21 protein-coding genes are annotated in these 24,257 nt (G+C 59.9%); 14 read left to right on the top strand and 7 right to left on the bottom strand.

What is annotated here, in order from left to right:
• Window positions 1-848 precede the first annotated feature (848 nt).
• Window positions 849-2,519 (bottom strand): diguanylate cyclase GcbA, encoded by a 1,671-nt coding sequence (gene gcbA / locus AC1DIG_RS19615; protein ID WP_477768634.1) that lies wholly within the window; start codon window positions 2,517-2,519, stop codon window positions 849-851.
• Between the two features lie 291 nt (window positions 2,520-2,810).
• Between gcbA and AC1DIG_RS19610 the strand changes: the two genes are divergently transcribed.
• From AC1DIG_RS19610 to AC1DIG_RS19585, 6 genes are all read left to right on the top strand, one after another.
• Window positions 2,811-3,878 carry a DUF2333 family protein gene (locus AC1DIG_RS19610; RefSeq protein ID WP_477768633.1) on the top strand — a complete coding sequence of 356 codons (1,068 nt, stop codon included), beginning with the start codon at window positions 2,811-2,813 and terminating at the stop codon, window positions 3,876-3,878.
• Between the two features lie 3 nt (window positions 3,879-3,881).
• Window positions 3,882-4,451: an NUDIX hydrolase gene (locus AC1DIG_RS19605; protein ID WP_477768632.1), complete on the top strand. Its 570-nt coding sequence runs from the start codon at window positions 3,882-3,884 to the stop codon at window positions 4,449-4,451.
• Window positions 4,452-4,644: 193 nt separating this feature from the next.
• Window positions 4,645-5,016 carry a translation initiation factor Sui1 gene (locus AC1DIG_RS19600; RefSeq protein ID WP_477768631.1) on the top strand — a complete coding sequence of 124 codons (372 nt, stop codon included), beginning with the start codon at window positions 4,645-4,647 and terminating at the stop codon, window positions 5,014-5,016.
• Between the two features lie 219 nt (window positions 5,017-5,235).
• Window positions 5,236-7,149, top strand: a complete 1,914-nt coding sequence (speA, locus tag AC1DIG_RS19595; RefSeq protein WP_477768630.1) for an arginine decarboxylase — start codon at window positions 5,236-5,238, stop codon at window positions 7,147-7,149.
• 233 nt (window positions 7,150-7,382) lie between these two features.
• Window positions 7,383-8,765 carry a contractile injection system protein, VgrG/Pvc8 family gene (locus AC1DIG_RS19590; protein WP_477768629.1) on the top strand — a complete coding sequence of 461 codons (1,383 nt, stop codon included), beginning with the start codon at window positions 7,383-7,385 and terminating at the stop codon, window positions 8,763-8,765.
• The gene (locus AC1DIG_RS19585) at window positions 8,762-9,547 is read left to right on the top strand and encodes a DUF4123 domain-containing protein (RefSeq protein ID WP_477768628.1); all 786 of its coding nucleotides are present in this window, start codon (window positions 8,762-8,764) and stop codon (window positions 9,545-9,547) included. The genes AC1DIG_RS19590 and AC1DIG_RS19585 overlap by 4 nt, the downstream gene beginning before the upstream one ends.
• 185 nt (window positions 9,548-9,732) lie before the next feature.
• Here AC1DIG_RS19585 and AC1DIG_RS19580 read toward each other — a convergent pair whose 3' ends face one another.
• On the bottom strand, window positions 9,733-11,082 hold the full coding sequence (locus AC1DIG_RS19580; RefSeq protein WP_477768627.1) for an MATE family efflux transporter: 1,350 nt from the start codon (window positions 11,080-11,082) through the stop codon (window positions 9,733-9,735).
• A 293-nt stretch (window positions 11,083-11,375) separates the two neighbouring features.
• Complete coding sequence (locus AC1DIG_RS19575; RefSeq protein ID WP_054595451.1) at window positions 11,376-11,669, bottom strand: hypothetical protein; 294 nt, start codon at window positions 11,667-11,669, stop codon at window positions 11,376-11,378.
• A gap of 311 nt (window positions 11,670-11,980) precedes the next feature.
• Between AC1DIG_RS19575 and AC1DIG_RS19570 the strand changes: the two genes are divergently transcribed.
• From AC1DIG_RS19570 to AC1DIG_RS19550, 5 genes are all read left to right on the top strand, one after another.
• Window positions 11,981-12,283, top strand: coding sequence for a MazG-like family protein (locus AC1DIG_RS19570; RefSeq protein WP_054595452.1), 303 nt, complete (start codon window positions 11,981-11,983; stop codon window positions 12,281-12,283).
• Complete coding sequence (locus tag AC1DIG_RS19565; RefSeq protein WP_477768626.1) at window positions 12,283-13,032, top strand: methyltransferase domain-containing protein; 750 nt, start codon at window positions 12,283-12,285, stop codon at window positions 13,030-13,032. The genes AC1DIG_RS19570 and AC1DIG_RS19565 overlap by 1 nt, the downstream gene beginning before the upstream one ends.
• Window positions 13,033-13,227: 195 nt before the next feature.
• Entirely contained in the window at window positions 13,228-13,836 is a 609-nt protein-coding gene (locus AC1DIG_RS19560) for a DUF4136 domain-containing protein (protein WP_477768625.1), read from the top strand.
• Between the two features lie 28 nt (window positions 13,837-13,864).
• The gene (locus tag AC1DIG_RS19555) at window positions 13,865-14,422 is read left to right on the top strand and encodes a DUF4136 domain-containing protein (protein ID WP_477768624.1); all 558 of its coding nucleotides are present in this window, start codon (window positions 13,865-13,867) and stop codon (window positions 14,420-14,422) included.
• Between the two features lie 112 nt (window positions 14,423-14,534).
• A complete protein-coding gene (locus AC1DIG_RS19550; RefSeq protein WP_477768623.1) occupies window positions 14,535-16,463 on the top strand; it encodes a pilus assembly protein TadG-related protein in 1,929 nt (642 codons plus the stop codon).
• Here AC1DIG_RS19550 and AC1DIG_RS19545 read toward each other — a convergent pair.
• Window positions 16,448-19,213 carry an ATP-binding protein gene (locus tag AC1DIG_RS19545; protein WP_477768622.1) on the bottom strand — a complete coding sequence of 922 codons (2,766 nt, stop codon included), beginning with the start codon at window positions 19,211-19,213 and terminating at the stop codon, window positions 16,448-16,450. The genes AC1DIG_RS19550 and AC1DIG_RS19545 overlap by 16 nt on opposite strands.
• A complete protein-coding gene (locus AC1DIG_RS19540; RefSeq protein ID WP_477768621.1) occupies window positions 19,210-19,656 on the bottom strand; it encodes a TadE/TadG family type IV pilus assembly protein in 447 nt (148 codons plus the stop codon). The genes AC1DIG_RS19545 and AC1DIG_RS19540 overlap by 4 nt, the downstream gene beginning before the upstream one ends.
• Window positions 19,657-19,731: 75 nt before the next feature.
• Between AC1DIG_RS19540 and AC1DIG_RS19535 the strand changes: the two genes are divergently transcribed.
• The 3 genes from AC1DIG_RS19535 to AC1DIG_RS19525 all read left to right on the top strand — a co-directional run bounded on the left by AC1DIG_RS19535 (window position 19,732) and on the right by AC1DIG_RS19525 (window position 22,221).
• A complete protein-coding gene (locus AC1DIG_RS19535) occupies window positions 19,732-20,202 on the top strand; it encodes a prepilin peptidase (protein ID WP_477768620.1) in 471 nt (156 codons plus the stop codon).
• A gap of 123 nt (window positions 20,203-20,325) precedes the next feature.
• A complete protein-coding gene (locus AC1DIG_RS19530; RefSeq protein ID WP_477768619.1) occupies window positions 20,326-21,081 on the top strand; it encodes a response regulator transcription factor in 756 nt (251 codons plus the stop codon).
• 750 nt (window positions 21,082-21,831) lie between these two features.
• Window positions 21,832-22,221 (top strand): DUF6124 family protein, encoded by a 390-nt coding sequence (locus tag AC1DIG_RS19525; protein WP_427529436.1) that lies wholly within the window; start codon window positions 21,832-21,834, stop codon window positions 22,219-22,221.
• A 249-nt stretch (window positions 22,222-22,470) separates the two neighbouring features.
• Here the strand turns inward: AC1DIG_RS19525 and AC1DIG_RS19520 are convergent, their stop codons facing one another.
• Window positions 22,471-23,355, bottom strand: a complete 885-nt coding sequence (locus AC1DIG_RS19520) for a type II secretion system F family protein (protein WP_477768618.1) — start codon at window positions 23,353-23,355, stop codon at window positions 22,471-22,473.
• Between the two features lies 1 nt (window position 23,356).
• Window positions 23,357-24,241 (bottom strand): type II secretion system F family protein, encoded by an 885-nt coding sequence (locus tag AC1DIG_RS19515; protein ID WP_477768617.1) that lies wholly within the window; start codon window positions 24,239-24,241, stop codon window positions 23,357-23,359.
• Window positions 24,242-24,257: the final 16 nt, after the last annotated feature.

Below are 24,257 nucleotides of genomic sequence, written 5' to 3'. Positions count from 1 at the left end.
CGGCGCGTTTCTGAATCTGTTCGCGGGTTCGGCCGAGTTCGGCGGGGTAGCGGGTCAGCAGGCTGGCAAGATCACGTTTGAAGCCGGTGCCGGCATCTTCGGCGACGGTTTTTTCAGTGTTTTCCAGGCCCATCATCGCCGAAAAATCGTCGGTATTCGATTCTTTGCTGGCGGTCACGCCGAGCAGCGGCAGCGCTTCGATCAGCTCGGCCTGAGTGCGGATGCTGCTGACTTCGCGCTCGACATCGGCCGCCAGTTCGCTGCGGCCACTGCTGACCAGTTTGTCCCGGGCCAGCGAGAGTTTGCCGACGTGCTGCGAGGCTATGAGCAAAGGCGGAAGATAGGCGGTAGCGGCAGGCGTATTGGCGCTGGTGGCGTATTGGCTGAGTTGCTCCAGGCTGGCGCCCAGTTCGCGCTCGGCCTGAAGCAGCAAAGCTTGGGGATCACCTGCCAGTTTGCCGGCGGCCAACAGGTCGGTCTTGCTGAAGTCATCGAGGCTGGCGAGGCTCGGACGCAAGCTGTCAGCCAGGCCGGCCGGCAGTTCGTCGAGTTCTTTTTGCAGGGTCTCGATGGCTTGGCTGGCGCTGCTCAGGCGCAGGGCATCGCCGCTGGCCAGGTAATCTTCGACGTTGCGCGCCACTTGATTTTGAAAGTGCTGCGACAGGCCCAGGTAGCGCTCCATCAACAGATAAGGACGCTCCAGGGCTTTTTGCGACCACCAGAGGGTGGCGCCGAGTGCGAGGCACACCGCGACTAAAAGCAGGGTATTGAGATTGGTCAGCAACTTCAGGCGCATCGCGGTTCTACCAACGACAGAATGGTAAGTGCCTGAAGTTATTGCGTTTGTGTTACAGGGTTATGACCGAATCAGTGGATTCAGGTGAAAAAGTGGCACTTTGACTTGACGACCGCGCGGCTTGAACGCGATTGCGTCCGGCGTGCTTGGCGCGGTACAGCGCTTCGTCCGCCTGGCTGGCCATCATCAGGCTGTCGGAGTCTTCATGCAGGTCCACCACACCGGCGCTGAAGGTGCACCAGAGGTCCTGCGGCTGGGCCGGGTAGTGGATCTCGGCAAAGCGCTGGCGGATTTCATCGAGCACTTTACAGGCCGATTCGATATCGGTGTCCGGCATCACGATGGCGAACTCTTCACCGCCATACCGGCCGATGAAGTCGGTCTTGCGCAGGCGTTGCTTGAGAAACAGCGCCAGGCTCTTGATCACCCGGTCGCCCATGGGGTGGCCGTGGCTGTCGTTGACCCGCTTGAAATGGTCAATGTCGAGCATCGCAAAGCTCAATGGCTTGTTCTCGCGACGGGCGCGGAAGCTGCAGTCTTCGAGCAATTGCAGAATATGAGTGTGGTTATAGAGGCCGGTCAGGCTGTCACGGACCATCCGCGCCTTGAGGTTGCGCGCCCGGGCCGCACGGTTGCGTACGGTGGTGATCAGGTGCCGCGGCTTGATCGGTTTGGTCAGGAAGTCGTCGCCACCTTCGCTCATGGCGTCAAGCTGCTTGTCCAGGTCGTCTTCGGCCGACAAGTAGATGATCGGCACGCTGACGTAACGGTCGTTGTGCCGGATCACCTTGGCCAGCTCGGTACCGGTGCAGGCGGGCATGTACATGTCGAGGATGATCAGGTCCGGCTGGAAATCCGCCAGTTCGGCCATCGCCTGAATCGGCTCGATCAAGGTGCGGGTGACGATCCCGGCGCTGTTGAGCAGGCGCTCGGTATGCAGGGCCTGGGCGCGGGAGTCGTCGATGATCAGCACTTTATAAGGTTCGTACTGGGCGACGCAGGTCAGCACTTCGATCTTTTCCAGCAGGCTCGACGCTTCGAGGGTGCCGGTCAGAAACTCCTGGCCGCCAGCGCGTACGGCCGCGAGGCGGGTCGGGGTGTCGGTTTCCAGCAGGCTGAAAAACAGCAGCGGCAGTTTCTGCTCCAGGCCTTCCTGAGCTTCGGCTGCCAGTTGCAGGCCCATGCCGGGGCCGCTGAAGTCGACGTCCATGACAATCGCTGCCGGCAACCGCTCGACCATCGAGGAGCGAAACGCCGCCACGCTGTCCAGCGATTGCGCGCTGAGCCCGAAAAACTCGAGTTGCTTGGCCAGTCGCTCGGCGCGGTCGTGATCTTGCAGCATCACGTAGATCGGCTTGCGCAGTGGCGGTAGAAAGGTTTGTTCGAGCTGGTCGCCATGCCGCAGGCCGGTGCGCGACAGGCGCTGCATCAGGCGATTGAGGTCGGTGATCAGCCCGCTGCTCAGGCGTCCGCGATTGGCGTCGACGGCTGCAAGCGACTGGCTGATGCTGTGCGCCAGGTGGGTGTGTTCGGGTTGTTCGAAACGTTCGGCGAAACGCAGCAGCCGCAGGTTCGCTTCACTCAGCTCTGCCAGGTCGGCGCCTGACCATTCACAGCGTTGCAGGCGCTGCCATATCTCAAGAATCTGACGTGCTTGATGAATTACCCGCTGGGCAAAGTGGTGCTTGAGGCGCTCACGGCTGGGGTCTTCTGGCTCGGTCATATCCTGACTACTAGTTAGGGTGCATGCTGAGGTCGACTGGTGGCTCTATGCTAGCACCTCTTTCCAATGGCATGAGTGTCGTACATCAATAAACTGTAAAGCGACGTTATTCAGTTCCTGACCGACTGGTCGCATAGGATCAACGCTGTGCTTCATTTATAGTGGCTGCTCGACTCGCAACCACTGTGCGATCCACTGTCTGCCGGGCAGATTTAATCTGCTCGCAACAAAGCACGATGGAGTAGGGTTGTGGTCGAACCGACGAACTCAAGTGATTGAAAGGATATCGCCATGCTGGACTGGAAGAACCGCACAGGCAGCGCGCCTGAACGTGCCGCCGAACCCAAGTCGGCAACCCGCAGCTATTTAGGTGGCCTGCTGTTCAGCCGCGCATTGGCCACCTTGATTGGCCTGTATTTGCTGGTGGTCCTCGCCCTGGGCTGGTATTGGAGCCATGAACCTGCGCTGTTTCCGGTTCAGCAGAACGCACAACTGGCTGCCGAGAAGGAAGGCAAGCAGATGGTCATCGGCTACACCACGGTCGAAACCCTCAAGACCGTCGCCGGTACCTTGCTGCACAAGCCGGGTGGCTATATTTCCAACGACCGTTTTCCACCGGGCTTGTGGCTGGACGACATGCCGAATTGGGAATATGGCGTGCTGGTGCAAGTCCGCGATCTGACTCGCGCCTTGCGTAAAGACTTTGCCCGTTCGCAATCGCAATCGGCTGAAGACGCCGATCTGGCCAAGGCCGAGCCGCGTTTCAACTTCGACAACAAGAGCTGGATGCTGCCGTCCAGCGAGTCGGAATACCAGGAAGGCATCAACTCCCTGAGCCGCTACCAGGCTCGCCTGTCCGATCCAACGCAAAAAAACGCCCAGTTCTATGCGCGTGCCGACAACCTGAACAACTGGCTGGGTGATGTCGCGACCCGCTTGGGTTCGCTGTCGCAACGCCTGTCGGCCAGCGTTGGCCGGGTCAAGCTGAACACCGCGCTGAAAACCGAAACCCTGGCGCCGGGTCAGGTGCCGCAGCTGGACGAAGAGCGAGTGGAAACCCCTTGGCTGCAGATCGACGACGTATTCTATGAAGCGCGCGGTCAGGCTTGGGCGCTGTCGCATTTGCTGCGCGCCATCGAAGTCGATTTCGCCGATGTACTGGCGAAGAAGAACGCGACGGTCAGCGTACGTCAGATCATTCGTGAACTGGAGGCATCCCAGGAAACAGTCTGGAGCCCGATGATCCTCAACGGCAGCGGTTTCGGGATTTTGGCCAACCACTCGCTGGTCATGGCCAACTACATCTCGCGGGCCAACGCGGCAGTTATCGATTTGCGTCAATTGCTCAATCAGGGCTGAGTCATGGTTGATAACGTCAATGAGACTGCGCACCGCGCAGCCTCGGACGCCGAACAGATCGCCTGGGTCGACGAGCAGGACAACCTGCTCGGTTCGCTGGTGCGCTCGGACTTGCGCGAGCGCGGGCTGATCGGACGCGGCACTTACATCATGCTGTTCAACTCGGCCGGTGAACTGTGCGTGCATCAGCGCACGTTCAGCAAAGCCATCTATCCGGGGTTCTGGGATGTGGCGGCGGGCGGCATGGTCCTGGCGAGCGAAACCTACGCCGAATCGGCGGCCCGTGAACTGGAAGAAGAGTTGGGCGTCAGTGGGGTCGAGCTGACCGCCCATGATCACTTTTTCTTTGAAGACACTGGCAATCGCCTGTGGTGTTCGGCGTTTTCGGCAGTCTGGGACGGGCCGTTGATCCTGCAGCCGGAAGAAGTGCTTCAGGCCCTCTTTATTCCTCTCGAGCAGGTGATGCAGGAAATCACCCAGAAGCCTTACTGCCCGGACTCTCTGGCGGCGTTGAAGCGCTATCTGCGCGCGCGCGGGGGCGACACTGTAAAGGGCGTCGCAAAAGATCTATAAAATGGCGCCGATTGGCTCTTAGCAAGTGCGCTTTTTGCCGTTACACTGCGCGACCTTTTCAAGCTGAACCGGCACTCCTTTTTGTAAGGGCGTCCGGTCCAGTAGCGCTGCCCCTGCCTGAGTGGGGCTTCGCGGTCGATAGCACGTGCCAACGTTGCTGCGACCAGTCTTTGTCCTCCCAAGAGGATTGCCGGTGGCCAAAAAAGCCGCATCCTTCGCCGCCCTTGGTGGCCTGGTATTTTCCACCGACGCAGGTCGACATTGCCCGGACTGTAGCCAGCCGGTGGCAGCCTGCATCTGCAAACAAACCGTTATTCCGGCCGGTGACGGCATCGCGCGCGTGCGCCGCGAAAGCAAGGGCCGGGGCGGCAAGACGGTGACCACGATCAGCGGCGTGCCGCTGGCCGAAGACGCGCTGAAGGATCTCGCCACGACGTTGAAGAAACGTTGCGGCACCGGTGGTGCGTTGAAGGACGGGATCATCGAGATCCAGGGCGATCATGTCGAGCTACTCTTGGCAGAGCTGATCAAACACGGTTTCAAAGCGAAGAAATCCGGCGGCTAGCAGCCTCTGTGAAAACCACCCCGACTTGATGCAGTCCTGATCCGATTCAGGTTGAACGTCGTCTCCATGGTTTTCACAGAGCCTGTTCTGACCGGTTTCTAAACTCAGCGCTGCAAGTGTGGTCTATCCCGCTTGCAGGCTAATCGTCATTTTTTCACTTTAGACTGCGCCAGCCCTCAACCCGGGTGGCGCTCTTTGACTTCTTTATAGGGGACTTCGATGTCCGTACGACGCACACGCAAAGACGATGGCAGCCAATGGACAGTTGCGGACAGCCGCAGTGTTTACGGGATTCGCCATTGGGGGGCCGGGTATTTCGCGATCAGTGACGCCGGTCGCGTAGAAGTTCGTCCGAACGGCCCGAACAGCTCGCCTATCGATCTGTTCGAGCAAGTCGCACAGCTGCGCAAAAGCGGCCTGTCCTTGCCTCTGCTGGTGCGCTTCCCGGACATCCTGCAAGACCGTGTCCGTCAGCTGACCGGCGCCTTCGACGCGAACATCGAGCGTCTGGAATACCAGAGCAAGTACACCGCCCTGTACCCGATCAAGGTTAACCAGCAGGAAGCGGTGATCGAGAACATCATCGCCACCCAGAACGTGTCCATCGGCCTGGAAGCGGGTTCCAAGCCGGAACTGCTGGCCGTGCTGGCCCTGGCGCCAAAGGGCGGCACCATCGTCTGCAACGGTTACAAGGACCGTGAGTTCATCCGTCTGGCGCTGATGGGCCAGAAGCTGGGCCACAACGTGTTCATCGTGATCGAGAAAGAATCCGAAGTCGGCCTGGTGATCGAAGAAGCAGCCTCGCTGAAGGTCAAGCCTCAAGTCGGCCTGCGGGTTCGCCTGTCGTCCCTGGCATCGAGCAAATGGGCTGACACGGGTGGCGAAAAGTCCAAGTTCGGGCTGTCTGCTGCCCAGTTGCTGTCGGTAGTCGAGCGCTTCCGTGCAGCCGGTCTGGATCAAGGCATTCGTTTGCTGCACTTCCACATGGGCTCGCAGATCGCCAACCTGGCGGACTACCAGCACGGCTTCAAGGAAGCGATCCGTTACTACGGCGAACTGCGCAACCTTGGTCTGCCGGTGGATCACATCGACGTGGGTGGTGGCCTGGGTGTCGACTACGACGGTACTCACTCGCGTAACGCCAGCTCGATCAACTACGACATGGACGATTACGCCGGTGTCGTGGTCGGCATGCTCAAGGAATTCTGCGACGCGCAGAGCCTGCCGCATCCGAATATCTTCTCCGAGAGTGGTCGTTCGCTGACCGCTCACCACGCCATGCTGGTGGTACAGGTCACCGACGTCGAGAAACACAACGACGACGTGCCGATGATCGAGAACAAGGAAGAACTGCCGGAAACCGTGCAATGGCTGGTCGACCTGCTCGGTCCGACCGATATCGAGATGGTCACCGAAACTTACTGGCGCGCGACTCACTACATGAGCGACGTGGCGAGCCAGTACGCCGATGGCAAGCTGACCCTGGCCGAGAAAGCCCTGGCCGAGCAATGCTACTTCGCCGTCTGCCGTCGCCTGCACAACTCGTTGAAAGCCCGTCAGCGCTCGCACCGTCAGGTGCTCGACGAACTCAACGACAAGCTGGCCGACAAGTACATCTGCAACTTCTCGGTATTCCAGAGCCTGCCGGACACTTGGGCCATCGGCCAGGTCCTGCCGATTCTGCCGCTGCACCGTCTTGATGAAGAGCCGATGCGCCGTGCCGTGCTGCAAGACCTGACCTGCGACTCCGACGGCAAGATCAAGCAGTACGTCGACGAGCAGAGCATCGAAACCAGCCTGCCGGTACACGGGCTCAATGATGGCGAAGACTACCTGCTGGGGATTTTCCTGGTGGGCGCTTACCAGGAAATTCTCGGTGACATGCACAACCTGTTCGGTGACACCGACTCGGTGAACATCTACCAGAATGCTGACGGCAGTGTTTACCACGCTGGTATCGAAACCCACGACACCATCGAAGACATGCTGCGTTACGTGCACTTGTCGCCGGAAGAGCTGATGACGCACTACCGCGACAAGGTGGCCAGCGCCCGAATCAGTGCCACCGAGCGTACTCAGTACCTCGATGCCTTGCGCCTGGGTCTGACTCGTTCGTCTTACCTGTCTTCTTGAGGTAGCGAACCGCTGTGACCAGGTTGTCGGAAAATACTCCGCGTAGTGCGGAGTTTTCGGAGAACCTGGTACGGCATTTCTTTATTTTTGTAGCGATTTGCCGTGCCCACGCACTTTCAACGCTGTGTGGTCTTCATTTCGCGTAGGTCATTTCCTAAGTTGTACTTCGGCACTCTACTCGGCCATGTCTCTCAGCGAGAATCCCCGGCCGTCCCTCCTGTAGAGAAACGCCGATGTTCGATCCCGTCAACGAGCCGTCATTTCGTCTGGAGATAGCGGGTCAGCCCCAACCCTTTGTCGTTGTCGGCTTTACCGGCTACGAGTCCATCAGCCAGCCCTTTGCTTTCCAGCTGGATCTGCAGTTCGATGAGCTGCGGCTGGATATCGCGAGCCTGATGTTTCGCTCGGCGTACCTGGGGTTCGGGGGCGCGGGCACCGGTATCCACGGACAGATTCATGACCTCACTCCGCTTCATGACGAAGCGGTGCCGGCGCTCTGGCGTCTGTGCCTTGGGCCGAGGCTGGCCTGTCTGGCGCAACGCTGCAGCCAGCGAATTTTCACCGGGCTGTCAGTCCCGCAGATTCTGGTTCAGGTATTGAAGGAGCACGGCATAGATGAAAAAAACTGTCGATTCGAGCTCAGGAACGACTACCCCGTGCGGGATTTTTGCACCCAGTACCGTGAGTCGGATTTGGCGTTTCTTCAGCGTCTGTGCGAGCAGGAGCGGATTCACTACCACTTTCAGCACCGCAAGCAGGGTCATTGCCTGATCTTCACTGACTCTCGACGAAACTTGCGCCCAGGTGACAGCGCAACCTTCGATGCGCTGGGCACTGTACCGGCAGTCAGGCGTTTCAAGGTTCGTGCCCAGGTTGATGTGGCCGCTCAGGATCGGTCGCCCCAACCCGTCGCAGAAGGTGAAACGGACCTGCCGAACCTGCGTAGCGGCATGCTGATGCCGTTGTCGGGCCATCCGTTTGCTGACTGGAATCACCTGTGGCTGCTGACCCGGGTCGAGCATTCGGGCAGCCAGGCGCAGGTGCCGTACTACCACAACCGCATTGATGCGATTCCCTGGGAGGCACCGTTCGTAGCGTTTTGTCCAAGCGTCAAGCCTCGGATGAGCAGCGTGCAGCGTGGTTGGGTGGTCAACGTCGATGAACTCCGCAGCGACTCGGCGCTACGGATCCCCGTTCAATTCGATTGGCTTTATCAGGGTGAGGGGGCACGGCCCAGCCATTGCTGGCTGCCGGTTTCGCCCCAAGTGTCTGTAGAGTCGGATTCCGGTTTAACGGCGGGGGTAGAAGTCTGCGTAAGCTTTATCGAGGGCGACCCGGACCAGCCATTGATCACCGGCATATTTCGGGGGACGGCGTTGAACGTCGACAGCGTGTTGTCGGCCGAAACCTCCCCGCCCTCAGCGATCGGGGAGGCGCGCCCGGCACTGGAAGATTTATCGCCCGAGGATCGCCAAGACTTGTTGGCATTGGTTCAGAGCAGTCAGCCCTTGGTGTTGCTGTGTCTGATACCCGGAGGGGGAAGCTTCATGCATTGCCGGCAAGCGATCTGCGCCTGCCGCACAGTGGCAGGGCTCGGCCAAAGTGGTGCGGCATGATTGCTGCCCAGTCGGCTCAATGGCTTTTGCTGGATGTGCCGGGCGCACCGCAGGCAGGGTGGAGCGTGCAGCAGCGGTTTGCCGACGCACCGCGTTATGCGTTGTTCGAGAGCACTGATTTGCATGCGTTGCGCGACCAGGGGCCGCAGTTGATCGAGCTGTCGGCGCAATCGTCGCTGATGCAATGTTGTCACGACGAGCCGATGGACTGGCCGGGGTTGTTGCTGGTCAGCTCCGCATCCCCGGAGCAATTGCTCGGGCACCTTCGACGTATGCTCACGGTCACGTTCGGAGTTCATTACAAAGGCTTGCTCAGCTATTACAACCCCTTTATCGCCAGTTACTTTTTTGATGCCTGCGATGCCCACGAGTTGAGCCGTTGGCTAGGGCCGATCGATAGGCTTTACTGGCACGGCGGGACCTGGGCGGACCGGGCGATTGGCAGTCTGGGGTGGTTGCATTTGGTCAATCCACGGTTGACCGTCAGCGAGCTGGCCATCGAAGACAACCTCAGTCTTCACCAGCAGAACAAGTTGCAAGCCTGCCTGCTGGAGCGCCATGCGTGGCACTGGAGTCGCTCGACGGGCCATGACTTTGAAGCGATCTGGTCTTTTGTGCAGGAAGGACTCGAACAGGGTTTCAGCGAGCGCACGGTGCTCGATGGCTGGATGCGATTGCGTTTGCAATACCCGTCGGCCACACCCATAGAACACCTGCCGGGGCGCACTCAGCAAGAGCGGCTCGACAGCCTGCGCAACCGCTGGCAAAACTATCGCTCCTGAATTCATAAATCACGACGAAGAACGGCACTCGTAGCAGCTGTCGAGCCCGCGAGGCAGCGTTCGGCCGCGCAGCGGTCGTAAAATCAGGCAACACGTTCTGTCAGGTAAACCGCGTACGCAGGATTTGCGAGGACTTCGTCCGAACGCGGCCCGCCTCTAACGCAGCCTCGCGGGCTCGGCAGCTGCTACGAGCGCTGAAATGTGAACCAGCCATCGTTCTTGCGCAGGATCCAGGCGAATGCTCCAAGCGTCAGGCTGCGTAGCACCATGAACAGTAGAAAGGTCAGCCACAGTCCATGGTTGCCGAACCCTTGCAGTGCCCAGGCAAATGGCAGCAACAGCAGGACCGTCAGCAGCATGCCGTTGCGCATTTCCCGGGCACGGGTCGCACCGATGAACAGGCCGTCGAGCAAGTAGCTCCAGACGGCGATCAGCGGCAGTGCGGCGAGATACGGCAAATAGACGAACGCCGTGTCGCGCACGCCCTGGATGTTGGTCTGCATCTCGATGAACAAATGTCCGGCGCAGAAGAACAGCAGCGCAAAACCCAGGCTGGCGATCAATGACCAGCCGCAGGCGACCACCAGGGACCGACGCAAGGCCTGACGGTCACGAGCACCGATGGCGTGGCCGCACAGGGCCTCCACCGCATGGGCCAGGCCATCCAGGGCATGGGCCGTTAATAGCAAACCATTGAGTAGCAGCGCATTGGCCGCGACGGTCGCATCGCCGAGCCGTGCGCCTTGCACGGTCACCATGAAAAACACCGATTGCAGCGCCAGACTGCGAATGAAGATATCGCGATTGACCGCCAGCAGCGGTCGCCAACTCTGCCACAGCGCCAGTGCCGCCCAGGCGATATGCCCGGGGTAGGCGCGCAGGGCATGACGGGTCATGGCCAGGCCGAGCAGGGCGCCGGTCCATTCGGCGATCACTGACGCGCGAGCCGCCCCGACAACGCCCCATTGCAGGCCAATGACGAACCACAGGTTCAGAGCGATATTCACCAGGTTGGTGGTCAGCAGAATCGCCAGCGGTGCGCGGGCGTTCTGGGTACCGAGGAACCAGCCGACCAGTGCATAACTGGCCAGCGCCGCCGGTAAGCCAAACAGCCGGGTATGGAAAAACTCGCGGGTCAGTTGATCGAGCTCGGCCGATGGCTGCATGAAGTGCAACGCCACGCCACTGAGCGGTACACCCAGCATCCCGAGCAGCAGCGCCAGCCCCATCGCCAATAGCAAGCCTTGCAGCAGGATCTGCCGCAATGCCGCGCCATCACCGCGCCCGGCCGCCTGCGCCGCAAAGCCGGTGGAGCCCATGCGCAGGAAACCCATGGCCCAGGCCAGAAAGGTGTACAGGCTGGCGCCCACCGCGACCGCGCCGAGCTGATGCGCGTGAGGCAGGTGGCCGACCACCGTGCTGTCGACCAGCGCCACCAGCGGCACGGAAATGTTCGAAAGAATCATCGGCGCGGCAAGCGCCCAGACGCGGCGATGGGTCGCACGATCGCGCCAGTCGGTGATCAACGTAGACATTCAGGCTCCTTTCGAGAACGGGCATTGTAGCGGTAGATCCAAGCGTCAGCGGTCTTGTGAAAGCGGGCTTTTGGTGAAGAGGGAGCTTGCCCTGATGCCGGTAATTCAAGGGATTTCGGGCTCGGCACCTCCCCTGTAGCAGCTGCCGAAGGCTGCGTTCGAGAGCGAAGCACTCGCCAAGCTGACGACGCGGTCATCCAGAGGGACCTTGGCATGCCATTCACGACGGCTTCGCCGCCGAACGCAGCCTTCGGCAGCTGCTACAGGTTGTGCGTGAGCGAGCGAGGTGTTGTTCAGTGAACAACCCAGCTCAACACCCACAACCCCAGCACCAGCCAGATAATCCCGGCGATGATCGACGCACGCATGAAGGCGCGGACCGCCGAGTACAGCAGCATCAAGCCGATGATCAGCACCAGAATGCTGATGATCGAGGGCTCCATGCCCAGTGCTCGTGACAGCCCGTCGACAAAATTGCCGCTGGCGTGAGTCAAGGCACTGAACAACCCACTGAGCGTATCGACGATGAACCGGATGACCGAACCCAACGCCTGACCGAGCCATTCGAAAAAGCTATCTACCTGCATGTGTACGTCCTGATGAAAGAGTGGGTGCCGGAGCTGAGCTCTTTGACCATTGTCAGGGCTGGCGAGCGCCCTTGAAGCATAGAGGTTTGGTGGTTTGAATTCGCGAATAGTAACTGAACGCCTGCGCCCACTGGGCAAGCTTCTGCGCTCTGTACTGGCTAGAGTCGGAATCGGGCTTTTAGTCCCACCCACCCCTTCAAGTCTCAACATACAAGTGGGCTTGCTCGCGAACTGTCACGAAGCGACAGCAGTGTTCGGCGCTTGCCTTCATCCGCCATCCGCCCGAAGCTATACGCCTTCAGGAGAGCCCGATGAACCTTGTTGAACTGACCGAACGCCTACACTGCATCCGTGACCGCAACGACTGGCGGCAATTTCACAGCCCGAAGAACCTGGCCATGGCCGCCAGTGTCGAAATGGCTGAGCTGGTGGAAATTTTCCAATGGCTGAGCGAAGACCAGTCGCGGCAGTTGCCGGCGGACAAACTCGCGCATGCCGGTCAGGAAGTCGGCGACATCGTCCTTTATCTACTGCTGCTGTGCAGCGAGCTGGGGTTGGACATGGAACAGGTAGTACGCAGTAAGCTGGCTGACAGCGAACGGCGGTTCAGCTGATGAGCGACCGTCATTTCGATCAGTTGTCGACCCGTTTCGCCGAAAAAATCTACGGCGGTGCCAAAGGCGCAATCCGTCTGGCGGTGCTTCAGGCCGACCTGGCCGAAACCCTGCCGGATCGCCCGTTGCGGGTGCTGGATATCGGCGCAGGTCTTGGGCACATGTCGTTATGGCTGGCCCAGCGCGGCCATCAGGTGACCCTGGCCGAGCCTGCCGCACCGATGCTCGAAGGCGCCCGCCAGCGCTTCGCCGAGGCAGGGCAAGCGGCGACGTTTATCCAGGCACCGTGGCAAGAGCTGCTCGGTCAACTCACCGAACCTTACGACCTGGTGCTGTGCCACGCGGTGCTGGAGTGGTTGGCCGAACCCCATGCGATTCTGCCGGTGCTGCATCAACTGACGACTAAAGACGGCTGGTTGTCGCTGGCGTTCTATAACCGTGACGCGCTGATTTATCGCAACTTGCTCAAGGGCCATTTCCGCAAGATGCGCAAGAACGACATGGCTGGCGAGAAGCAGAGCCTGACCCCGCAGATGCCTCTGGATCCGCGAGAACTGGCGACGCAACTGGAAGGCTTGTGGCAGGTCGAAACCCAGAGCGGAGTGCGGGTTTTTCACGACTACATGCCGCTGGAGTTCCAGGCCCGAGCCGAACTGATCGACTTGCTGGAAATGGAGCTGGCACACCGTCGTCACCCGAGTTTTGCGGGATTGGGGCGTTACCTGCACTGGATCTGTCGCCCGGTCTGAACCGTGGCTCCCGTAGCAGCTGTCGAGCCTGCGAGGCTGCGTTCGGCTGCGGAGCAGTCGTTGAATCAGGCCACGCGTTCCTGGTCCAGGATTTACGAGGACTTCGTCCTCGAACGCAGCCTCGCAGGCTCGGCAGCTGCTACAAGGGGTAGAACGAAAAGACGTGTATATGCTGACGCTTCTGTGGAGAGGACAATGAAACGCCGTTTGGGATTGATCACGCTGTGTCTGGGGCTGGGTGCCTGCCAGGGCAGCAATCCGTATGTCGCCAGCTCCAATCCGTTACCGCCGGCACCGCCGCAAGCCGCCAACACCTTTGACCGCAGTGCCTACCCGGCGGCTCCGCGTGATTACAGCCGTTACCAAAGCTGGGCCTGGCTCAACGGCCGGTTACCCAACGGCTCGGCCTTGGCCGACTCGGCGCAGATCGCCGAAGCGATCAGCAATGCGCTGGATCAACGGGGTTTGCGTCCGCTGCACGACAATCGTCCGGCCGATCTGTGGGTCAGCGCCGACCTGCACCAGGAAACCCGCCTGAAGCAGGTTCAGGAGGATTACAGCTATGGCGGCTACGGCGGTTATAACCGTTATGGCAATGGTTACGGGATGTACAACACGGTGCCGATCGTTCGTACCTATCAGGTGCAAGTGCTGGTGATTCGGGTGGATCTGTTTGACGCCAGCACCGGGCAACCGGTCTGGAGTGCCAGCGCTGAAACGAGCCTTCAGGGCAACGAAATAGAGCGTGGTGATGCGTTACGAACAGCTGTAGAAAGGGCGGTAGCGGCGTATCCTCCTAGTTAGGTTCCCTGCCTAGGACCGGAGAAAAATCATGTCCCGCCGCCTCTCATTACTGGCTTTCGCCGTACTGCTCAGCGCCTGCCAAACGACCCAGGTCAATCACGATTTTGACGCCAGCCGCGACTTCGCCGCCTATCGCAGCTGGGCCTGGAAAGAGCCTGCCGTGCAATACCGTCCCGACGATCCGCGGATCAAGAGCGACCTCACCGAACAACGCATTCGCCAGGCGGTTGCCGATCAACTCGACCAGCGTGGCCTGCGCCCGGCCGCTACCGGTGCCAAGGCTGACGTCAATGTGCGGACCTACCTGATCGTCGAGGATCGCCAGCAGCAAATCACCACCAATTATGGTGGTGCTTGGGGTGGCCCCTGGAACGGCTACTGGGGCGCACCGATGTACAACGAAACCCGCAACGTCTCCTACAAGGTCGCGACACTTCAGATTGACCTGCTCGATGGCAAGGATGGCAAGCTGGTCTGGCGTGGCAGCGATGAGCAGTTGCTCAGCAGATCGCCGCAGCCCGCCGACCGCAGCGCCGCGATTCACGCGACGGTAGGGCGGATATTGAGCAATTACCCACCGAAATAAAGCACTTGAATCATCGGCGCTGGCAAGTTGCCAGCGCCGCGCTCGAGCCTTGACTACACTGCCTGCACCACCGGAGGTAGCGCTCGGCAGTACGCCGGCAAAGGAGTGCTCGATGTCTCCCCGTTTGCAGTTTCGAGGCCCAGCGGGACAACGTGGCGCTATTGGTTTGCTCGCGGCAATGACCTTTGGCCTTGCGCTTTTGATTGCGCTGTTGGTGGTCGACAGTGGCCGGCTCTATCTGGAGCAGCGCAAGTTGCAACGGGTGGTGGACAACGCCGCGCTGGAAGCGGTCAGCCGTGGCGGTACCTGTCTGCCGGGCCTGACGGCGGCCAGTTATGCCGGGCAAAGCGCGGTGCGTAATGCGTTCATCGTCAGCCCCACCAGCACCTTGACTACCACCTGCGGTTCGCTGGCGACAGCGCCGACCAACCTGCGCACCTTCGTCCCCAATGCCGCGCAATCGCTGGCCATTCAGGTGGTTGCCACCAACGTGGTAGCGACCAGTGCCGCGGCGGGTATTCAGGCATTGTTCAGTGGGGCTTCGCTAAGTGCCAATACCACGCTGACCGCCACGGCAGTGGCCGCGGCGCCCAATCCGACGCTGGCACAGCTAAGCATTCGCAGTTCGGTCGCCAGCGTCGACACCGCCAGGTCGAATCTCTTGAATCCGCTGTTCTCGAGCCTTCTGGGTGGCAGCGTGAACCTGACAGCCGTGGGCTGGAATGGACTGGTCAATACCGATATCAACCTGCTGAAGTTCATGGACCAGTTGGCCATCGAACTGGGGGTAACCGCAGGTGACTACACTACATTGCTCAGCACAGAAGGAACGGTGACTCAGTTCATCCACGCCGCTGCAACGGTTGCAGGTCAGAACGGTGCCTCGGCCGATGTAACGACGGCCTTGGCCAGTTTGCAGCTGGGGGCCAGCAATGCACCGCCGATCAAGCTTGGCGATGTGCTGCAACTTCAGGCAGACACCTCGACGGCCGACCTGGATGCCACGGTGCAACTGTTCCAGCTGGTTCAGGGCTTTGTGCAGTTGGCGAATAAAAACAGTTCGGTGACTGCCGTTCTACCGGTGAACGTACTGGGGCTGCTGGGCGTCACAACCCGTGTAAAAGTGATTGAGCCGCCGCAGTTTTCTGCCGTCGGCGATCCGGAACTGGCCAAGGCCGACCCGTTGGGCGTGAACCGGATCTATGTGAAGACGGCGCAGGTAAGACTGCTCACAACGGTCGACCTTTCTCTGATCAATGCGGTGTTGCAGTTGGTGAATACGCTGTTGAGCGCGATTGTGGTTTCTATCAACACATTGCTGGCACCCGGGTGCCTGTTGGCAACCTGCACACAAACAGACCTGCAAATAGCGCCTGAAGGCCTCAACCTCGATGTGGGGATCGAAGCGGGAATCGGGAGCAGTTATGTCACCGATTACTCATGCGTCAGTCCGAGCAGTAAAAGTCTTACCGCGACCACGGACATTTCCACGCTCAAAGTCAAAGTCGGCCAGATCAACCCTGCCATCTGGTTCTCCTCCTCGCCGTTGTCAGCGCTTACACCGTTAACCCTGGTCGATATCGGCAGCAGGACCTGCCAGGGATTGACCCTCACCTGTGGGGCGCGCACGCCGTTTACGGGCGGTGGCAGCGAAATCATGATCGACAGCCCGATCGCCGGGACCAGTGACCCGAACTACACCTACAACAATCCCAAGGACATCAATGTATCGCCATTGCCGCTTCACACTGTTTCGGTATCGGGTGTGGTTGGCAGTTTGAGCGCAACCTTGGGTGGCATCACACTCATTCAGCACACACCGACGATTAACGGTCTGACGGCACTGCTGCTCAGCACGCTGTCATCGCTGCTGGCAGATGTAACAACGCTGCTGGTCAACGCAATCGATGGTCTGCTGGCCCCCTTGGTCGATCCGCTGGTGAACAGCCTGCTGCTCAATCTGGGGATCGACGTCAACAAGGTCGATGTGGGCTTCAACCTCACCTGCGGCCAAAAAGGCAAAGCCTACCTGGTGATCTGATCAGCCAACGCAATCGGCAACTCAATACAGAACCGCGCGCCCTGGATCGAGTTGCGCACGCTCAACCGTCCACCCATGTTCTCGACGATGCCGTAGCTCACCGACAACCCCAGACCGGTGCCAACACCTACCGGTTTGGTGGTGAAGAACGGTTCGAAAATTCGCTCCAGCAAACGCGGATCAATGCCGCCGCCGTTGTCCTCGACCCACAGCCTTATCGAGTGCTCGTCACGTTCGGCATACAGTGAAATCCACGGCTTGAACGCTGGATCGCCTTCGCGCTTGCTCAGCAGTGCGTCGCGAGCGTTGACCATCAGGTTGATCAACACTTGCTCCAGCTGATCGACATGACCGCGAACATTGGCCTCGAAGCCGAGTTCGCTGATCCGCAAGTCGACGCCTTTGCCACGCATGCCTTCGGCCAGCAACGCCAGCGTGCCTTCCACCGCGTGTGCCGGGTTGAACAGCTGTTGCTCGATTTCCGAGCGCCGCCCGAACACCCGCATGTGATCGACCACCCGAGCCGCGCGCTGGACCTGGGCGTCGATACGCTTGAGTTTGTCTTGCAGGTAGTCGATCTGCACGTCGCCGTTGCTCAAGCGCTTGAGCACGTTGACGATGGCCATGCGCATCACGTTGAGTGGCTGGTTGATTTCATGGGCCAGCCCGGTGGCCATCTCTCCCAGGGTGGCCATTTTTGCGCTCTGCGTGAGCTGTTGTTGCGAACGGCGGACTTCGGTGTTGTCGCGGCCCACGGCCTGAATTTCCACCAGACGACCCTGCTCATCGAACACCCCGCGATCCGACCAGACCCACCAGGCGTGTTCACGACCGGGAAGTTGCAGGCTGATCTCGGCAGTGCTCACCGGAAATTTCGGGGTCAGTTGGCGCAGACGCAATACAAAAGCTTCGCGCTGTTCGGCCGACAGCCAACTGCCCAGATCGACCCCCGGCAATTGTTCGGGAGCGCATTCCAGGTACGTCGCCAACGGACGATTGCCAAACGTCAGCGTCAAGTCGGGACGGTAGCGGCAGATCATCGCGGGCGAATCTTCCACCAGAATCCGGTAACGCTCCTCGCTCTGTTTGACCTGTTCGGCGGCCAGGGTCGCTTCGCTGACATCCAGCCACAAGCCGACCGCCTCTACCGGCAGCCCGAGGTCATCGCGCAGCAACCGGGCTTCATCGAGCAGCCAGTGGTAGTCGCCACGCTGGTCGCGCAGACGGTAACGCGTGCGTACCGAGCCCTCGCGCAGCAGTTGGCGGTTGCGCTCGAAATACAGGTCACGGTCTTCGGGATGAACCCGCTCAACCAACGCGTTGCCCGCTAAATCATTCAGGTTCCAGCCGAGCAACGGCAGCAGGCTGGCACTGAAAAAGCTCGGTTGCAGCGCACCTTCGACATAGCGCTGCACGTAGATCACCGCCGGCGAACTGGCTATCAGGTTGTCCAGGCGGGCATGGGCCGCGGCGGCTTGTTGTTGCTGATTCTTGATGTCGCTGATGTCGAGCATGAACCCCACCAGCCGACGCTGTTCACCTATGCCCAGCACTTGGCCTTGCAGGCGATACCAGATTGGCGTCTGGGCATCGTCAGCGCGGTGCAGGCGCACGCACAGCAGCAAGGTCCTGCCGTGTTGTTGCAGGTCCTGCACGCGGCTGGCCAGCTCTTGGCGGTCGGCCGGATGAATCAGCGTCAGCCACTGGGCCAGCGGTAAACGGGCACTTTCCAGGTGCAGGGTGAGCGCCAGTTGCGGCGCCAGTTGAACCTCGTCAATGTTGCCGAACAGCTCCCACCAACCGGTGCCCAGCAAGCCTTGCAGGGCTTCGAGTCGCTCCAGTTGTTGATGTTGATGCTGCTCGCGTAAACGCCCCAGCAGTGGTCCGGCCAGCGCTGCGGCCAGCAGCGACCAGTCACGCTCGCCAAGCTGCGGCGCCCGTTGCTGCACCGGGTAAAAACCACAGAGCAACCAGGCTGCCACACCGTGATCGTCCCGATAAGGCACCAGAAATCCGTCGGTATTACCGAAGGTCCCCTGCAACCGCGGGTGCTCGCTGAAACCATGCGCGACGTTCAAGCGCAACGGCGTATTACCGCTCAAACTGTCCAGGCTGGTGCCCAGCGGTTGGCCGGTTTGCCACAACTGCGGCGCATCGTGGGCGTTGTACTGGCTGTGGATCAGCCAGCCTTGTTCCTGATCGTCGAGCAGCGCGATGGCCACACAGGGAATGTGCCAGCGCTGGGCCAGGCCTTGAAGTTGCTCGGTCAGCACCTCGGGCAGGCGCATCAGGCTGCACAGGCGAAGCTGTTCGCTCATATGCCCGGCAAACGACTGACATTCCTCGCGGCTGTGGGCCTGTTGGCGTTCGTGCAGCAAATCACCAATGTCGAGCAACTGCAGCAGCCAGCCGTCAGGCGTCGGCTGAACCCAGCCGCGCAGGTGCAGGGTTTGGCCACCGAGGCCGGTGAAATCCAGGTCCAGGTTTTGGCCTTGCCATTCAGCGGGTGTGCCTTCGACGACCAAATGGCTGTGGGGCAGCAGGTAATCGATCAGGTGTGGGGGTTGGTCGGCGTGAGGACGCGGCGCCAACGCATGACGCAAGGGGCCACTCATTTGCAGTACCTGGCCCTGAAGGTTCAGCAGCAGGTGCAATCCGACGTTCTGAGTCACCAGGCTGAAGGACGTTTCGGGCTCATGGAATGGCGGACGATTGAGCAGTCGGCCAAAGAGCTTTTCCCCAGGTGTCAAAATTGAAGACTCGATTGTGCTGTCAGATTCGTCGGCAGATTGGGCACGGTACCGACACCTGGCAGGACGAGGAACGGAATGACTTGATTCAGCTTGCTGGTGGGGTACGTCACGCTGACCGTCAGTAAACCGGTGCCTGCGTTATAGGCCGCCTTGGCGTCCACACCAAAGGTGATGTTGAAGGTGCTTGGCACCCAGGACAGCTGCTGCTGTAAAACACTGTTTGCCAGGTTCTCCATCGCCGTTGGGTAGTTGGGCGTCTTCGGATCAAGCGCGACGCTTTGCCGGACCGCCTCGGCCGTGGCTTCATTGAATGACTGCACCAGCAACAGCGGCAGGCTGTAGCTGACGATCCCGTAGAACACCGCAAAAAAGATCACGAACACCAGGGCGAACTCAATCGCCACCGCGCCTTTTTGCTTTTTGGGGAGGCCTGATTTCATGAGTGCGTCTACCCTGACAGCGACTACGTGGTATCAGCATAGAATCATTCAGCCAAAGCGGACGATTTTTACCGGATGCAGAGTTTTGTCCTACTGATCTGGCTGGCGCTTTGCGCAGCACAGGATGTTCAGCAACGGCATATCGCCAACAGCCTGACCTTGGGCGTCGGGTTGTTGGCATTGATTTATCTGTTGTGGACCGGCACCACCTGGCTGGGTGCGCCTGACGTGCAGGGTGGGTGGGCATTGCTGCTGGCGCTGCTGTTTACCTTGCCCGGTTATGGGTTGGGGCAGTTGGGGGCCGGCGATGTGAAGCTGATGGCGACGATCGGCCTGGCGACCGACAACCTGCATTTGCTCGGCAGTTTTATCGGCGCTGGAATGTCTGGCCTGGTGTGGCTATTGATTGCTTCAAAGGTCTGGCCGCATATGAGTCAAGGGCTTAGGACCCGGCTTCAATACCTCGCTCCCGAGCTGTCAAGAAAACCACCCTTTGCGCCCTTTGTATTGATCGGCATGCTGCTGACACTGACCTGGCTCCGCTAGTCGTGCGTGCGACTAGCGCTATGTACATAGTAGGAAAGTAGGTCTACTTTCAATTCAGACCTGTACAGCTCGCCGCTGTCGGTACAGGAAGTGACAGTCTTCGGACAGGGCATGGAGGCGCACGTGAACAAGCCTACCTCTGCGGTAAAAGTGCTGGTGGTCGACGATCAACCGCTGATCGTGGAAGAGCTTTGCGAGTTTCTTGAAAGCAGCGGCTACCGTTGCGTCCCTTGTGAGTCCAGCGAGCAAGCCATCGTACGTTTTGGTGAAGACGCCGATATCGGCCTGGTCCTCTGTGATTTGCACATGCCCGGGCTCGACGGTATTCAACTGGTTCAGGAGCTGCAACGCATTGCCGGCAAGCACCGGGCATTCGAAGCCATCATGCTCACCGGGCGCGCCGACAAACAGGATGTGATCAAGGCCCTGCGCGCCGGGATCGCCGACTACTACCAGAAACCGATTGACCTGGATGAGCTGCTGGAAGGCCTGCAGCGCCAGGAAGTTGCGCTTCAGGAGCGGCAAAAAAGTGTGCAGTTGGGGCATTTGACTCAGAAGCTGCAAGACCTTTCCGAATCGATCGATGACCTTTATCAGGACCTTGATAAAGTTCGTCGTGCTCCGCTTGTGCCGTCGGGTGGGGAGGTTGATCAGATGCCGGCGATCTTTGATCAGTTGTCGCCTCGTCAATTGGATGTTGCGCGGTTGGTGGGCAAGGGGCAGACCAATTATCAGATTGCCTGTGAGTTGGGGATTACCGAGAACACGGTGAAGTTGTATGTGTCGCAGGTGTTGCGGTTGACGCATATGCATAATCGGACGCAGTTGGCGTTGGCTTTGTCGCCGGGGAGTTCTGGGGGGCGGGTTACGGCGCACTAGGTTTTGGTGTACATATCCGTTGCTGCGGTAACGGCTGCTTATGGTTTCGCCCTTACGGCGAGTCCCTTTTGTCAGACGACACAAAAGGAACCAAAAGGTCTCGCCCCGAGCGTACGGCACCTCGCTTAGGCTCGGCGTTCCCTCGCTACGGTGTCCATCAGGGGGCATCGCCTACGGTCTGCTTCGCGACGACCTCCTCTCGATGTGTCCGGCTGCGCCGTACGGCGCTGCGCGCCCACCCCCTGATGAACACCTCCACTCGGCCTGCCGAAGGGGCGGGTGGATCAAAAGCAGAGCACGGCGGCCTGACAGCCGGCCTGAGTGGTTGGGGCGTGCACAGCTTTAGATCGTTCCCACGCTCCGTGTGGGAATGCCGCCAGGGACGCTCCGCGTTCCGCTTCACGAGCTGACGCAGAGCGTCAGGGGATACATTCCCACGCAGAGCGTGGGAACGATAGAAATCTCCGACAAGTCTTTAGGGTTGCCGCTCGGAAGCGCCACCTCTAGCCTTCAAACGTCGCTGCCAATTCAGCGTCCGGGCGTCGCGGCCCGTTAACTTGATGCATAATCACTCGGCTCAACTGCAGGCGTTTTTAACGTGCTTGTTGTTGCGTGTCATGGTGGCTGTGCGCGGGATACCTTCGGGTATGCCGGGTATTCGAGTCTCGGTCCGCGAACCTGCGTACAGCTGCCACCTTCAATCGCGTCGCGGCGATCAGTGGCAGCTCCATTCAAACTCGGAGATACGCCATGATTAAAGAAACTCCCAATCCCCCCGAACACGACGACGTTTCCCCCTACGACTCCCCCGACTCAAAAAAGCTCCACGACGCTGCCCATCGCGCCCTCGATCATTACCTGAAACCGACCCTGTCGAAGCTGCGTTTCAGCGATCTGCATTCGGATCGGTTGTTTGCGGTCAACCCGGGTATCGACAATGAAAGCCTGCTGGCGAACGCTTCGGAGGACCTGGCCTCGGTCAAGGCCATGGCCGCTGACCTGGCGTTCGAGATCGAAGGGTCTCGACGCAATGTGGCGCTAGGTATTTGCAGGATGATCGACGGGATCCGGCTGTTGGTGGATCGAGCGCTGGACAATATGGACCCTGAAGAACCGGCGGAGTATGTCGTCAAACCTTAGTCGCTTGGGACTGCGATTTTTCAATGTTGAAATACGGTGTAGGACTCCCGCCGTAGCAGCTGTCGAGCCTGCGAGGCTGCGTTCGAGGACGAAGTCCTCGCAAATCCTGCGTACGCGGATTACCTGTAAAAACGCGTTGTCTGATTCAGCGACCGCTTTGCGGCCGAACGCAGCCTCGCAGGCTCGACAGCTGCTACGGGCGACTCACCCGTCGTATTTCAACGTTGTATAAAAACCTATGACGCGATTCTAAGACCCAAACGCCCGGCCAATAGCAGTGAACCCCGGGCCGGCCAAAACGATCAGCAAGGCGGGAAACAGGAACAGCATCATTACCACGGACATTTTGGCGGACATTTTCGAGATGTATTCCTGCTGGTGTGTCAGGCGCCGGTCGTCGAGCAATTGCTTGAGCGTGAGCAGCGATTTCATGGCGCCGCCGCCCTGATGGATCAGTTGCTGGAGGATCACGCAGGTGTCGGTGAGTTCATCTACCGCCAGCAGTGTCGCGGTCTGGTGCAGCTCCTGGCCGAGTTCCAGGCCGGAGTCGACCCGAGTCAGGATCAGCCGTAGTTCGCTGGTCAGCTCCGGCAGCAGTTTATGCGCCTCGCTGCTGAGCACTCGCAGTGACTGCTCTACGGCCATGCCCGATTCGAAGAGAATCCGCAGCAGTGGGATGAACGTCGAGATCTCGATGGCAATGTTTTTTTGCCGACGTTTTACCGCATAGGCCAATAGCCGTTTGGGCAAGAGATAACCCAGGCCGGCGCCCAGTAACGGCGCAAGCCAGTGGTTTTGCACGGTGGGGTAGAACACCTGTTGAAAGAACACCGCCAGCCCGAGCAGCAGCAGAGGCGTGCCGACCTGGCACGCGGCGAATAAGGAGCGCTCGCTGGATTTGCGCCAACCCAGGCGTGCGAGCAAGGTCTGGGTTTCACTGTCGATGCTGAGCGAGCGTTGGCCAAACCGGCTGTTGCCGAGTGCTAGTAGCCAGGTGCCGAAAGTGTTGTCGTGCGCCACATGCCCTTGCAGGCGTTGGGTGACGTGCCGCGCGCGTCGTCGCTGTTCCAGCAGATGGCCGAGCACCAGCGCTATGGCTCCCAGAAACAGCAAGGCGCTCACCAGTAAGGCCATCTCAGACACTCCGTAACATGCGCCACAGCGCCAGGCACCCGACGATCTGTAAGCCAACCGCGGCGATCAGCATGTGCTGGCCGGCAGGGTCGTGCCACATGCTTAGCATGTAACCGGGGTTGGTCAGCATGAAGTAACTCGCAATGAGCAGGGGCAAGGCCCCCAGTACCCAGGAGGTCATTCGTGTTTCGCCGGTCATGGCCCGAAGCTGACGGGCGCCTTGCTCGCGTTCGCGAATCAGCTTCATCAGGTTCTCCAGCAGCTCGCTGGCGTTGCCGCCGTAACGGTGATTGACCTTCAATCCCAGGGCAAACATGCGCAGTTCGTCCTGGTCGTAAAACTCGGCAAAATCGTGCACGGCGTCGGGCAGGTTGATCCCCAATTGCACGTTGCGCTGAATTCGTCCCATCGCTCTTTTAAGCGGGTCGGCGCTGGCGTCGATACTGCCCATCACCGCGTCGGCCAGGGTGCGGCCGGATTTGAGGCTGCGTATGGTGTGATCGAGCAACGGCGGCAACTGCTCGATCATTCGCCTCAGGCGACGTCGATAACGCCAGGCAATGTACAGGCGCAGAATCAAGGGTTGCAGGACTAACAGTGTCAGCAGTCCCAGCCAGCCGTCCAGCATAAAACCGAGCAGACCGATAAACACCCAAAATCCCAGCCATAGCGGCAGACGCTCGGTCGGGCGGCCCAGGCCTGCGCGCACAAAGGTGCGCTCAAGGTTGGCCCACGTCGGGTTTTCGACGATCAGTTGCGGTTGCCCCTGAGCAAGGCGATTCAGCACGCGTTCGTTGCCGGTCTTGCGCAGGCCTTGGTAGAACAGCCACATCGACAGCCCCAGCAACACCACGAACATCAGGCTCAGCAGTATCGGGCCGATCATCGCGCAAGCCTCGTCA

Source organism: Pseudomonas sp. 05N431 (genome assembly GCF_056397005.1).
This window is presented reverse-complemented; position numbering and strand designations above follow the sequence as displayed.

Coding starts and splice junctions, on each gene's coding strand:
- gcbA (WP_477768634.1), bottom strand. CDS start 2,519: ATGACCGAGCCAGAAGACCCCAGCCGTGAGCGCCTCAAGCACCACTTT.
- AC1DIG_RS19610 (WP_477768633.1), top strand. CDS start 2,811: ATGCTGGACTGGAAGAACCGCACAGGCAGCGCGCCTGAACGTGCCGCC.
- AC1DIG_RS19605 (WP_477768632.1), top strand. CDS start 3,882: ATGGTTGATAACGTCAATGAGACTGCGCACCGCGCAGCCTCGGACGCC.
- speA (WP_477768630.1), top strand. CDS start 5,236: ATGTCCGTACGACGCACACGCAAAGACGATGGCAGCCAATGGACAGTT.
- AC1DIG_RS19590 (WP_477768629.1), top strand. CDS start 7,383: ATGTTCGATCCCGTCAACGAGCCGTCATTTCGTCTGGAGATAGCGGGT.
- AC1DIG_RS19585 (WP_477768628.1), top strand. CDS start 8,762: ATGATTGCTGCCCAGTCGGCTCAATGGCTTTTGCTGGATGTGCCGGGC.
- AC1DIG_RS19580 (WP_477768627.1), bottom strand. CDS start 11,082: ATGTCTACGTTGATCACCGACTGGCGCGATCGTGCGACCCATCGCCGC.
- AC1DIG_RS19575 (WP_054595451.1), bottom strand. CDS start 11,669: ATGCAGGTAGATAGCTTTTTCGAATGGCTCGGTCAGGCGTTGGGTTCG.
- AC1DIG_RS19570 (WP_054595452.1), top strand. CDS start 11,981: ATGAACCTTGTTGAACTGACCGAACGCCTACACTGCATCCGTGACCGC.
- AC1DIG_RS19565 (WP_477768626.1), top strand. CDS start 12,283: ATGAGCGACCGTCATTTCGATCAGTTGTCGACCCGTTTCGCCGAAAAA.
- AC1DIG_RS19560 (WP_477768625.1), top strand. CDS start 13,228: ATGAAACGCCGTTTGGGATTGATCACGCTGTGTCTGGGGCTGGGTGCC.
- AC1DIG_RS19555 (WP_477768624.1), top strand. CDS start 13,865: ATGTCCCGCCGCCTCTCATTACTGGCTTTCGCCGTACTGCTCAGCGCC.
- AC1DIG_RS19550 (WP_477768623.1), top strand. CDS start 14,535: ATGTCTCCCCGTTTGCAGTTTCGAGGCCCAGCGGGACAACGTGGCGCT.
- AC1DIG_RS19540 (WP_477768621.1), bottom strand. CDS start 19,656: ATGAAATCAGGCCTCCCCAAAAAGCAAAAAGGCGCGGTGGCGATTGAG.
- AC1DIG_RS19535 (WP_477768620.1), top strand. CDS start 19,732: ATGCAGAGTTTTGTCCTACTGATCTGGCTGGCGCTTTGCGCAGCACAG.
- AC1DIG_RS19525 (WP_427529436.1), top strand. CDS start 21,832: ATGATTAAAGAAACTCCCAATCCCCCCGAACACGACGACGTTTCCCCC.
- AC1DIG_RS19520 (WP_477768618.1), bottom strand. CDS start 23,355: ATGGCCTTACTGGTGAGCGCCTTGCTGTTTCTGGGAGCCATAGCGCTG.
- AC1DIG_RS19515 (WP_477768617.1), bottom strand. CDS start 24,241: ATGATCGGCCCGATACTGCTGAGCCTGATGTTCGTGGTGTTGCTGGGG.